10 protein-coding genes are annotated in these 11,302 nt (G+C 74.7%); 6 read left to right on the top strand and 4 right to left on the bottom strand.

Annotation, left to right across the window (positions count from 1 at the left end; all coding sequences use genetic code 11):
• Positions 1-325: 325 nt before the first annotated feature.
• A complete protein-coding gene (locus tag MY526_RS26160) occupies positions 326-739 on the bottom strand; it encodes a DUF5318 family protein (RefSeq protein ID WP_436695820.1) in 414 nt (137 codons plus the stop codon).
• Positions 740-894: 155 nt separating this feature from the next.
• Between MY526_RS26160 and MY526_RS26165 the strand changes: the two genes are divergently transcribed.
• The 3 genes from MY526_RS26165 to MY526_RS26175 all read left to right on the top strand — a co-directional run bounded on the left by MY526_RS26165 (position 895) and on the right by MY526_RS26175 (position 3,576).
• Positions 895-1,563, top strand: coding sequence for a PadR family transcriptional regulator (locus MY526_RS26165; RefSeq protein ID WP_436695819.1), 669 nt, complete (start codon positions 895-897; stop codon positions 1,561-1,563).
• A gap of 19 nt (positions 1,564-1,582) precedes the next feature.
• Complete coding sequence (locus MY526_RS26170) at positions 1,583-2,662, top strand: inositol-3-phosphate synthase (RefSeq protein WP_436695818.1); 1,080 nt, start codon at positions 1,583-1,585, stop codon at positions 2,660-2,662.
• Between the two features lie 152 nt (positions 2,663-2,814).
• Positions 2,815-3,576 carry a hypothetical protein gene (locus MY526_RS26175; protein WP_436695817.1) on the top strand — a complete coding sequence of 254 codons (762 nt, stop codon included), beginning with the start codon at positions 2,815-2,817 and terminating at the stop codon, positions 3,574-3,576.
• A 118-nt stretch (positions 3,577-3,694) separates the two neighbouring features.
• Here MY526_RS26175 and MY526_RS26180 read toward each other — a convergent pair whose 3' ends face one another.
• Entirely contained in the window at positions 3,695-4,282 is a 588-nt protein-coding gene (locus tag MY526_RS26180; protein ID WP_436695816.1) for a YqgE/AlgH family protein, read from the bottom strand.
• A gap of 195 nt (positions 4,283-4,477) precedes the next feature.
• On the opposite strand from MY526_RS26180, the gene MY526_RS26185 reads away from it, so the two are divergent.
• The gene (locus tag MY526_RS26185; RefSeq protein ID WP_436705406.1) at positions 4,478-5,728 is read left to right on the top strand and encodes an MFS transporter; all 1,251 of its coding nucleotides are present in this window, start codon (positions 4,478-4,480) and stop codon (positions 5,726-5,728) included.
• Between the two features lie 41 nt (positions 5,729-5,769).
• Here the strand turns inward: MY526_RS26185 and MY526_RS26190 are convergent, their stop codons facing one another.
• Together MY526_RS26190 and MY526_RS26195 are read right to left on the bottom strand one after the other, a co-directional pair.
• The gene (locus tag MY526_RS26190) at positions 5,770-6,690 is read right to left on the bottom strand and encodes a hypothetical protein (RefSeq protein WP_436705407.1); all 921 of its coding nucleotides are present in this window, start codon (positions 6,688-6,690) and stop codon (positions 5,770-5,772) included.
• 79 nt (positions 6,691-6,769) lie between these two features.
• Complete coding sequence (locus tag MY526_RS26195; RefSeq protein WP_436705408.1) at positions 6,770-8,206, bottom strand: CCA tRNA nucleotidyltransferase; 1,437 nt, start codon at positions 8,204-8,206, stop codon at positions 6,770-6,772.
• A gap of 105 nt (positions 8,207-8,311) precedes the next feature.
• Here MY526_RS26195 and MY526_RS26200 point away from each other — a divergent pair, with 105 nt between their 5' ends.
• Positions 8,312-8,788, top strand: coding sequence for an NUDIX hydrolase (locus MY526_RS26200; protein ID WP_436695812.1), 477 nt, complete (start codon positions 8,312-8,314; stop codon positions 8,786-8,788).
• Positions 8,789-8,837: 49 nt separating this feature from the next.
• Positions 8,838-11,156 (top strand): DUF6049 family protein, encoded by a 2,319-nt coding sequence (locus tag MY526_RS26205; RefSeq protein ID WP_436705409.1) that lies wholly within the window; start codon positions 8,838-8,840, stop codon positions 11,154-11,156.
• Positions 11,157-11,302 lie beyond the last annotated feature (146 nt).

Raw genomic sequence — 11,302 nt, forward strand, 5'->3', positions numbered from 1 at the left:
GCTGCGGGCCGCCGCCGTGCGGCCCCCACGGTCGGCCGATGGCCGCCGTGCGCCGCTCCCACCGATCGCGCGGCGGCCGGGCTCCGGCCGCCGCGGCGGGCCGCCCTGCGGCCCGACCGGTGTGGTCTCGTCGTGGGGAGGCACGAAAAGGGGCCCCTCTCTGGCTTCGTCTCAGTGGGCTCTCACCGACGGTAGTCGTGCAGAAGCCCAGGGTGGCGTCTTCAGCTGTGGGAGCGGGGAGGACCCGCGGCGCGGCAGCGAGCAGCCGGGCCCCACCAGGACAACGCCGTATCAGGGTCCTCGATGTTCCCAGGAGTGACGCGGACTACTCCGTCGCAGCCCGGCGACGCGTCCGGCGGGGCTGGCGGCTCGGGTCGGGTTCGGCACCCAGGACGTAGGAGCAGTCCAGGTGGTTCCACCCGCACCCGCGGCACACCTGGACGGCGTAGACGGAGAACTCCTCCTGCATCGCGTCCATCCGGGCGAGCTCGGCCTGGGTCTTGGCCTGGCCGGCCGTGGGGCCGAGGTGCTCGCCGTAGACGTAGTTGACCAGCGTGATGCGGTCCTTGCGGCAGACCGGACAGGCGACGTCGGTCGCCTCGCCGTGGTACTTGGCCGCCCGGGTGAGGTAGGGACTGGCGTCGCAGACCTCGAAGAGCCCCGTGCGTCCGGCGTACACGTCGGCGAGCACGGCTCGCCGCTGCAGCGAGTAGTCCACGACGGATCGTCGTCCGGGCACGGCGTCAATGTACGCACCGGAGCCGACACCGGCAGCCGAGGCGACGCGGTGCCCCGGTCGCTCCGGGCGCCTCCCGTCCACCCGCCGGTGTACTGACAGACACCTGCCGATGTATCGTCCCGATACATCGGTCCGTGGCGCGAAGGGGAGGCGACGTGCTCGAGTTCGCCATCCTGGGCCTGCTGCACCAGTCACCGATGCACGGCTACGAGCTGCGCAAACAGCTCGCACAGGTGCTCGGCGGGCTGCGCAGCATCTCCTACGGGTCCTTGTACCCCGCGCTCAAGCGGCTGCACGCGGCCGGGTACGTCACCACCGACGAGCCCGACCCGCGCGCACTGCTCCCGGCCGACGCCCCGGCGCTCACCGGTCGCCGCGGGAAGGTGGTCTACACGATCACCGCGGAGGGCAAGGAGCGCTTCCACGAGCTGGTCAGCCAGACCGGCCCGGAGGCGTACGACGACAGCGGCGCCTTCGGCGTCCGCCTGGCGTTCTTCCGGCACACCGCCGCGGACGTGCGGCTGCGCGTCCTCGAGGGGCGCCGCCGCACCGTCGAGCGGCAGCGGGAGGGCCTGCGGGCCTCACTGGCGCGGACCCGCGAGCGGCTCGACCGCTACACCCTCGAGCTGCAGCGCCACGGCCTGGAGTCGGTGGACCGGGAGGTCCGCTGGCTCTCGGAACTGATCGACATCGAGCGGCAGGGCGGCGCCGAGACCACGGCGTCCGGCCCCGAGCCGACCCCACCCACCGACGGGGCTGCGCCCCGTCCCGACGCTCCCACCGGGACCCCGCCCGGTCCGAACACCGACCGCTCGCGGTCCTAGAAGGAAGAAGGAGAACTCCATGGGTTCTGTCAAGGTCGCCATCGTCGGCGCCGGCAACTGCGCCGCCTCGCTCGTGCAGGGCGTGCACTACTACCGGGACGCCGACGAGACGACGTCGGTGCCGGGTCTGATGCACGTCCGGTTCGGCGAGTACCACGTCTCCGACATCGAGTTCGTCGCCGCGTTCGACGTCGACGCCAAGAAGGTCGGCCGGGACCTCTCCGAGGCCATCGTCGCCAGCGAGAACAACACCATCAAGATCTGCGACGTGCCGCCGCTCGGCGTCCCGGTCCAGCGCGGCACCACGCTGGACGGCCTCGGCAAGTACTACCGCGAGATGGTCGACGAGTCCGACGAGCAGCCGGTCGACGTCGTCGCCGCGCTGCGCGAGTCCGGCGCCGACGTCCTGGTCTGCTACCTGCCGGTGGGCTCGCAGCAGGCGGCGGAGTTCTACGCCCAGTGCGCCATCGACGCGGGTGTGGCGTTCGTGAACGCGCTGCCGGTCTTCATCGCCGGCACCCAGGAGTGGGCGGACAAGTTCACCGCCGCCGGCGTCCCGATCGTCGGTGACGACATCAAGAGCCAGGTCGGCGCCACCATCACCCACCGGGTCCTGGCCAAGCTGTTCGAGGACCGCGGCGTCCAGCTCGACCGCACGATGCAGCTCAACGTCGGCGGCAACATGGACTTCAAGAACATGCTCGAGCGCGAGCGGCTGGAGTCGAAGAAGATCTCCAAGACCCAGTCGGTCACCAGCCAGGTCGACCGCGACATGGGCGCCGGCAACGTGCACATCGGCCCGTCGGACCACGTGCCGTGGCTGACCGACCGCAAGTGGGCCTACGTGCGCCTCGAGGGCCGCGCGTTCGGCGACGTCCCGCTGAACCTGGAGTACAAGCTCGAGGTCTGGGACTCCCCGAACTCGGCCGGCATCATCATCGACGCCGTCCGCGCCGCGAAGATCGCCAAGGACCGCGGCATCGGCGGCCCGATCCTGTCGGCGTCCTCGTACTTCATGAAGAGCCCGCCGGTGCAGTACGACGACAGCGAGGCCCGCGACGCCGTCGAGGCCTTCATCCGCGGCGACGTCGAGCGCTGAAGAAGGACCCCCTGCCCCCGTCGCTCGCAGGTTCGCGGCGGGACCCTGCAGGGGGTCCGGCAGGGCCCGTCCCCTCGTGGGGCGGGCCCTGTCGCGTTCCGGTCCCGCGTGGGTCGCCGTTGCGCCAGGTGGCGCTGCCTACCCTGATCAGCATGCCCCCGCACCGCCGCCCGTTGCTGCCGGCCGTGGGGGTCGTGCTGGCGCTGCTGACCGGGTGCTCCGGAGCTGACGACCAGCGCGTGACCGGGGACCCGGTGACGGTCGAGGAGGCCGGCGTCCTGGCCGACCTGCTGCTGCGCAACCACGAGCAGGGCGGCGCGGACTTCGTCGTCACCGCCCCCTACGGCGAGAGCACCGTCCTGACGCTGACCGGCGAGGTGGACTTCTCCGGCTCGGTCGGCCGGGCCCAGGCGGTGACCACCCACGGCGACGCGCGCCCCGAGGACACCCGCACGCTCTTCTTCACCACCGGCGAGGTCTGGTTCGGCGACGTGCCGGGCCTGACCGACGCGCTGGCCGCCGCGGGGCTGCCCGAGGCGGCCTACGTGCGCCGGCCCCTGGCGACGTCGGAGGAGTCGCCGCTCACCGACGTCCTGCTGCGGCTGGTGCTCAACCTGTCCGCCGCAGAGGCCGACGACCCCGGCGTCTTCCGCAGCGAGGACTACACCTGGCAGGGCGACCGGTCGATCGACGGCGAGCTCACCGCGGTCTACGCCTCGGAGTCGGGGTGGTCGGTCGCCGTCGACAGCTCGACCGACCTGCTCGTCCAGTTCGCCACCCGGCTGCCGGAGCAGGAGCACGACGTGACGGTGACGCTGTCGGACCACGGTCCGCGCGAGATCACGGTGCCGGCGGCGGAGCAGACGGTCGACGGGACCGCCTACCCGGAGGTCGCGGCGACCGTCGGGCTGTGAACCGACCGGGCCGGGACGTGCGGAAGGGGCGGCCTCTTCCCCAGACCGCCCCTTCCAGCTCCACTTCTTACCAGATGGGGGGCGGGGGCGCAGGTACTCCGATACCGAGTCGTGACCCTCAGTTGGCCGTCGGGTCGCACGGCGCGGTGGAGAGCACCGCCAGCCGGCCGGTCTGCCGGCCCAGGACCCGCCGCCACAGCTCGGGGCCGGCCAGCTCGCTCAGCACGTCGTCGGGGGAGCCGGGCACGCACGCCCACGCCCCCTCGACGATCTCGCCGGCCAGCTGCCCCGGCGACCAGCCGGCGTAGCCCGCGAAGACCCGCAGCCCCCGCACCTGCCCGTCGAGCGCGACGGGGTCGGCGTCGAGGTCGACGAGGTGGACGTCGCCGGCGACCCGGCGCAGGCCGCTGTCCTCACCGGGCGTGGCACCCGGGCAGACCGCCAGGCACAGGGCGGTGTCGGTCTCGCAGGGGCCGCCCACGTGGAACACCCCGGGGTCGACGGCGAGGTCGCACCACCCGGGGAGCACGTCGCGGATCTCGACCTGGCTGGGCCGGCCGAGGACGACGCCCAGCGTGCCGCTCTCGTTGTGGTCGAGGACGAACACGACGGTGCCCGCGAAGGTCGGGTCGGTGAGCGTCGGCATCGCCACGAGCAGGGAGCCCGGGCAGACGTCGTCCAGCGAGCCGATCGAGAGCGAGGGCACCGCATCCGCAGGACGTCGTCCCGTCGCTGGCCGTGCGGGCCGGCCGGGTTCGGAGTCGGACGAGGGCGGGGGAGTCATCGCGTCCAGTGTGCCCCACCACGGCGCTCCAGGGAGGGCGCAGACGTCGCGGATCCGGCGACTCCTGCGGCCCGTCGTCCACCCTGTGAGAGGTGTCGCCCACCGTAGGGTGACCGGGTGCGGCAGGCGGGGACGACCGTGCGCCACCTGCTGGCGCTGCCGGACTTCCGGCGGCTGCTCGGCACGCGGCTGTCCGCCCAGTTCGGCGACGGCGTCCTGCAGGCCGCGCTCGCCGGCACCATCGTGTTCAACCCGCAGCGCGCGGCCGACCCCGTCGACGTCGCCGCGGGGTTCGCCGTCCTGCTGCTGCCCTACTCGCTGGTCGGCCCGTTCGCCGGCGTCTGGCTGGACCGGTGGAGCCGCCGGCAGGTGCTGCTGTGGGCCAACCTGGTGCGGGCCGCGCTGGTCGGGCTCGTCGCGGCGCTGGTGTGGGGCGGCGTCGGAGGCGTCCCGTTCCACCTCGCCGGCCTGCTCGTGTTCGCCGTCGCCCGGTTCGTCCTCTCCGCGTTGTCGGCGGCCCTCCCGCACACCACCGGCTCCCTCGTGTCGGCGAACGCGGTGGCGACGACGTCCGGAGCGGTGGCCACGGTGGTCGGCGGCGCGGTCGCGGTCGGGCTGGTGCAGCTGGCCGCGGCCGGGGACACCGCCTACGCGGTCATGGCGCTGGCCGCCGCGGTGCCCTACGTGCTGGCGGCGCTGGTGGCCGCCGGCTTCGGGCGCGGGGGCCTGGGACCGGACGGCGCCGCGGCCGCCGCGGCGCGGATGACGGTGCGGGACGTCGTCGCCGGGATGGTCGCCGGTGCCCGGCACGCCTGGGCGCGTCCACCCGCCCGGACCGCGCTGGCCGTCATCACCGTGCACCGGCTGTGCTTCGGCGTCGTCACGCTGATGACCCTGCTGCTGTTCCGCAACACGCTGGCGGCGGAGGGACCGGTGCCGGGCGGGCTGGCCGGGCTGGGCGTGGCGCTGGCGGCGGGCGCGACCGGGACCCTGCTGGCCGCCGTCGTCACGCCGGTCGCGGTGCGGCGCGTGGGCCGGCGGCGGTGGGTCACGCTGCTGCTGGCCGCGGCCGGGCCGCTGCTGATCGCGCTCGGGCTGCCGTTCCGCGCACCGACCGTCGTCCTCGCCGGGTTCGTGGTCGGGTTCGTGGGCCAGGGCGTGAAGATCTGCGTCGACAGCACGCTGCAAGAGTCGATCGAGGACGACGTCCGCGGCCGGGTGTTCTCGGTCTACGACACCCTGGTGAACGTGGCCTACGTGGTGGCCCTGGTCGCGGCGGCGGCGCTGCTGCCGGAGTCGGGGGTCTCGCCCGCCGTCGTCGTCGCCGTCGGCACCCTCTACGCCCTGACCGCCCTCCTGAGCCGCTGACGGAGTGGATTCGCGGGCGTCACCCCAACGAATCCCCTCCATCACGCCACCAGGGGCCTCAGCTCGTCTCCGCAGGCCCGCTCCTCGTCCCTCAGCCGCCGGACGGGGAAGCGCAGGAGGACCACTCCGGCACCGTGGATGGCGTTCTGGCGACGCAGGTCCGCACCCCAGTCCCGTGCACTGAGGTGGTAGGCGAGCCCGTCGGCCTCGGCAGCCACCCGCTTGTGCCGCCACAGCGCATCGACGAAGTACGTGCCCGCAGCCGTCTCGATCGGCGCGTTCCACTCCGGTTCCGGCAGACCGGCGGCGAGGACGACCCGCCGCAGGTCGCTCTCGCCGACCGAGCGCATGCCGCGCCGGGCATCCGCGAGGGCGGCGCGCAGTCCCCGACCGGCCAGCCGCCTCTCCCGGACGAGGTCGTCGACCGTGGCCAGCCCTCTCTGCAGCACGTCGGAGATGACGTGGTCGATGTCCCGCCGCCGGCGGCAGGTGAGAGCCACGTCGATCGCGGCGCGTGCGGCGCTCGTCGTCCGCAGTCCTGAGAGCACCACCGCCTCGAGCGGCCGCCGGCTCTGGTGCACGACGACCAGACCGTGCGAGGACATGTGCTGCCCGTGCGGGCGGGAGATCTCGACGAGACCGCCTTCCGGCTGGGCGCGGTAGTTCCCGAGGGCCCCGGCGACCCGGCGTCCGGCGGCCAGCTCCTGAGCCCGGGCACCCCAGAGGAGCAGCGCGCTGTGGTGGGACAGGCAGGAGTCCTCGCCGCCGAACGCGAGACCGACCAGCCAGCGCTCCCGCTGCGTCAGCGCGCCGCTGTGCCCGACCACGACCCCGCGCACCGGCTCCTGCCATCGGCCGGTGCGCAGCGCCGTCCTGATCCGGTCGTTGCTGATGCCCCGCTCCCGGAGGAGCTCACGGCGAGCCACCACCAGTCCCGGCGGGAAGACGGACGACGTCGGCACCGGCACATCGTGTGGCGGGTCGCCGCGGACGCCGGTGCGTTGTCCACAGGGCGCCCGGCATGGAGGAGTTCCGCGGGCGTTACGCCTGCGATCCCACTCCATGCGCTCGTGCCCAGGCGCGGAGCTCGGCCTCGGCCTCGTCCCGGTCCAGCGGGCCGCGCTCGAGCCGGAGGTTCTTCAGGTGCTTCCACGCCTCGCCGACCTCCCGGCCCGGCGGGATGCCGAGGATCTCCATGATCGCGTTGCCGTCGAGGTCCGGGCGCACGCGGGCGAGGTCCTCGGCGGCCGACAGCTCCGCGATCCGCTGCTCCAGCGAGTCGTACGTCGCCGCCAGTGCGGCGGCCCGCTTCCTGTTGCGGGTCGTGCAGTCCGAGCGGACCAGCTTGTGCAGCCGGGACAGCAGGTCGCCGGCGTCGGTGACGTAGCGGCGCACTGCCGAGTCGGTCCACTCGCCGCGGCCGTAGCCGTGGAACCGCAGGTGCAGGAAGGTCAGCCGGGCGACGGACTCGGTGATCTCCTTCGAGTACCGCAGCGCCTGCAGCCGCTTGCGCACCAGCTTCGCGCCGACCACCTCGTGGTGGTGGAAGGACACCCGCCCGCGCGCCTCGTGCCGCCGGGTGTCCGGCTTCCCGACGTCGTGCAGCAGCGCGGCCAGCCGCAGCACGAGGTCGGGCGACCCGGCGTCCGGGTCCGCCTTCTCCAGCGCGATCGCCTGGTCGAGCACGGTGAGGGAGTGGGCGTAGACGTCCTTGTGCTGGTGGTGCTCGTCGATCTCCATGCGCAGCTTCGACAGCTCCGGCAGGACGACGTCGGCCAGGCGGGTGGCCACGAAGAGCTCCAGCGCCGCCCGCGGACGGTCCTGCAGCAGCGTCTTGGACAGCTCCGCCTGCACCCGCTCGGGGGTGATCCGCTCGAGCGCACCCGACATCGACGTCATCGCCTCGACGACGTCGTCGGACGGCGTCAGCCCCAACTGGGCCACGAACCGGACGGCGCGCAGCATCCGCAGCGGGTCGTCGGCGAAGGAGTCGGCCGCGGTGCCGGGTGTCCGCAGCCGGCTCGCCAGCAGGTCACCGAGCCCGCCGTACGGGTCGGTGACCGCGCGGTCGGGTCCCAGCGAGACGGCCATCGCGTTGACGGTGAAGTCCCGCCGGGCGAGGTCGTCGACGAGCGAGTCGCCCCAGGCGACGTCGGGGTTGCGCGACTCGCGGTCGTAGCGGTCGGCCCGGAAGGTGGTGATCTCCAGCCGGACGCCGGCCACCTCCGCCCCGACCGTGCCGAAGGCGATCCCCGTGTTCCACGTGGAACTGGCCACCCCGCGCAGCAGCTCGAGCACCTGCTCGGGGCGGGCGTCGGTGGTCAGGTCGAGGTCACCGGGCTCGCGCGGGCCGCCCGAGCCGGCGGCCAGCAGCGCGTCCCGCACCGACCCGCCCACCAGGTGCACCTCGAAGCCGGCGGCGGTGAAGCGCTCGCCGAGCCGGGTCAGCACGGGGGAGACGTCGACGAGGTGCCGCACCGTCTCCTGAACTGCCGGGGGGACCGGCTCGGGGTCAGGGCGACTCGGGGGCTCAGCGGACACGACGATCCAGGGTAGTGGCGTGGCGCGCGCTACCCTCCTGGCATGGCTGGGACGGGCGGGCGCGGGCGCCCCGGCCGCCGGTTGCGCCGGGTCGACGAGACCTCCGCCGGGGGCCTCGTGGTGGCAGACGACCCCATCACGGGGCCGCGGGCTGCACTCATCGGGCGCACCGACCGTCGCGGCCGGCTGCTGTGGTCCCTCCCCAAGGGCCACATCGAGGAGGGCGAGACCCCCGAGGACACCGCCGTCCGGGAGGTCGCCGAGGAGACCGGGATCATCGGCGAGGTCGTCGCACCCCTGGGGATCATCGACTTCTGGTTCGTCGCCGACGGCCGCCGCGTGCACAAGACCGTGCACCACTTCCTGCTCCGCGCCATCGGCGGAGCCCTGTCCGACGCCGACATCGAGGTCACCGAGGTCGCCTGGGTGCCCCTCGACGAGCTGAGCGGCCGGCTCGCGTACGCCGACGAGCGGGCGCTGGTCGAGCGGGCACCCGCGCTCCTCGCCGACACCGCGTGAACCGGCCCGCGCGACCAGGCAGGACGCAGGACCCCGGCGGGGAGCTGTCGTGATCGGGTCGGCTGCCGGGCGCGCCGGTGGCCGGTCCGCTCCGCACCGCCGCCGGCGGCGAGCCGGCGGTCGGACGGCGGTCGGCGCCGTCCTGGCCGGGCTGCTGGGCGCTCCGCTGGTGACCCTGGCCGCCGCCGCACCGGCGCTCGCCGCACCGGGCGAGGAGATCCCGGTGACCGACGACGACACCAGCGACCCCGGCCGCCCGGTGCAGATCGAGGTCGACCGCATCGAGCCGCGCACCCTCACGCCCGGGGCCGTGGTCACCGTCGGCGGCACGCTGACCAACACCGGCACCGAGACGCTCACCGACCTCGACGTCCGCCTGCAGCGCGGCGAGCTGGTCGACACCCGCGCCGAGCTCCGCGGCACCGACGCCGACCCCGATCCGTACAGCGTCGTCGCGACGCCGTTCCAGGAGGTCTCCGGCGAGCTCGAGCCCGGGGACACGGTGGCCTTCCTCCTCACCACGACCACGGACGAGCTGCGGATCGACCGCGACGGCGTCTACCCCGTGCTGCTCAACCTCAACGGCGCGGCGGCCGACGGCGAGCGGCGGCGGGTCGGCGAGGTCTCCACGTTCCTCGTCCAGCCGGCCGCGCAACCGGCCGGGCTGACCAGCGTCGCGTGGCTGTGGCCCCTCGTCGAGCGCACCCACCGCAACGCCGACGGCGACTTCGTCGACGACGGACTCGCCGGGCAGGTGGCCGCCGACGGACGGCTCGACCGGGCGCTGGCCGCGGTCGAGCGGCTGCCCGAGGCCCTCCCGCCCGAGGGCGGCGACCCGGTGCCGGTGGCCCCCGTGACCCTCGCCGTCGACCCCGCGCTGGTCGAGGAGCTCGAGATCATGGCCGCCGGCCCCTACGACGTGGCCGGCGAGGACGACGCCGGGCGGGGCACCGAGGACGCCGCGGCGTTCCTCGACCGGCTGCGCGCCGTCGCCGCCGACCACCCGGTGGTCGCGCTGCCCTACGGAGACGTCGACGCCGACGCCCTCACCGCCGCCGGCCTGCCCGACGTGGTCACCCGGAGCCTGCCCGGCTCCCCCGAGGGCACGGCGGAGGACGCCCCGGGGACCACCGCGGCCGGCGAGGGCACCGGCGCCGGCGCGGAGGTCGTGCGGGAGGCTCTCGGGACCGAGCCGCGCACCGACCTGGCCTGGGCGGTCGGCGGCTCGGTGCGGGCGGACACCCTCGCGACGCTGCGGGCCGGCGGGATGGACGAGGTGGTCCTCGCCCCGAGCGGCCTGACCGACGGCTCGGCCGCCCTCGGCCTGGACACCGGGGGCGCCGCCGCCCGGACGACGGTGCCGACCGGGGACGGCCAGCTGGACGCGCTCGTCGCCGACAGCGGGCTGGGCGGACTGGTCGGGTCGGTGCTGGAGACGCCGACGGGGGCGCGGGTCGTCGAGCAGCGCTACGTCGCCGAGCTGGCCCTCATGGGGCTGACTCCCGGTGCCGACCCCGCCGCCGGGCAGAGCGTCCTCGTCGCCCCGCCGCGCGAGGTCGACGCCGATCCCGCCGCCGTGAGCGCCATGATCGCCGCCTCGGCCCAGCTGCCCTGGCTGCGCCCGGCCACGGTCGCCCAGCTCGGCGACGGCCCGTCCCGCCCGACCGGGGAGCTGGCGACGCCCGCCGAGCCGGGCGGCCTGGAGCCCGACGGAATGGCCGACGTCGTCACGGCGGTCGGCATCCGCGACGCCCTGGCCGGCGCCGTCGTCGACGACCCCGCGATCGCGCTCGCCGGCTACGACGCCGCGGTGTCGCGCACGGCGTCCGCGGCCTGGCGCGACGACCCGGAGGGGTTCCGGGCCGCGGCCGACGAGCTGCGGACGACGTTCGACGGGCTGCGCCGGCAGGTCACCCTGCTCTCCCCGGCCGACGGCACCTACAGCCTCGCCTCGACCGACGCCCCGTTGGTGCTGACCGTCCACAACGACCTGCCGTTCGCCGTGCAGGTGGAGCTGCGGCTGCAGACCCGGGGCAACGCGCTCACCGTCTCCGACATCGGGGCGCCGGTGCTGGCCCCCGACCAGCGGACGACGCTGGAGGTCCCCGCGGAGGTGCGCCAGTCCGGCCGGTTCGGCGTGGTCGCGACCCTCACCACCCCCGACGGCGATCCGCTGGGCGAGTCGGTGGAGCTCCAGGTCCGCAGCACCGCCTACGGCTCGATCTCGCTGATCATCACGATCGGCGCCGGGGCCCTGCTCGGCCTGCTGTTCCTGCGCCGGCTGGTGCTCTTCCTGCTGCGCCGCCGCCGCGGGGCGGCCGAGGAGCCCGAGGGCGTGCCGCTGCCGCCGACGCGGAGCCCGGTGTGAACGGCGACGGTCCCGTCGAGGAGCGGCAGCGCCAGATCCCGCTGCCACCGGTCCCGCCGCCGGCCGCGGAGCGTCCGGGCAGCGATCCCTCGGCCGGGCAACGCCCCTCGTCCCCGCCGCCGGTGCGCGGCCCGGGGACAAGACGG

The organism is Geodermatophilus sp. CPCC 205761, from assembly GCF_051383655.1.
Classification (GTDB): Bacteria; Actinomycetota; Actinomycetes; order Mycobacteriales; family Geodermatophilaceae; genus Geodermatophilus.

Excerpts from the sequence above, each read along its gene's own strand:
- MY526_RS26170 (WP_436695818.1), top strand. The coding sequence starts at position 1,583 with ATGGGTTCTGTCAAGGTCGCCATCGTCGGCGCCGGCAACTGCGCCGCC.
- MY526_RS26175 (WP_436695817.1), top strand. The coding sequence starts at position 2,815 with ATGCCCCCGCACCGCCGCCCGTTGCTGCCGGCCGTGGGGGTCGTGCTG.
- MY526_RS26200 (WP_436695812.1), top strand. The coding sequence starts at position 8,312 with ATGGCTGGGACGGGCGGGCGCGGGCGCCCCGGCCGCCGGTTGCGCCGG.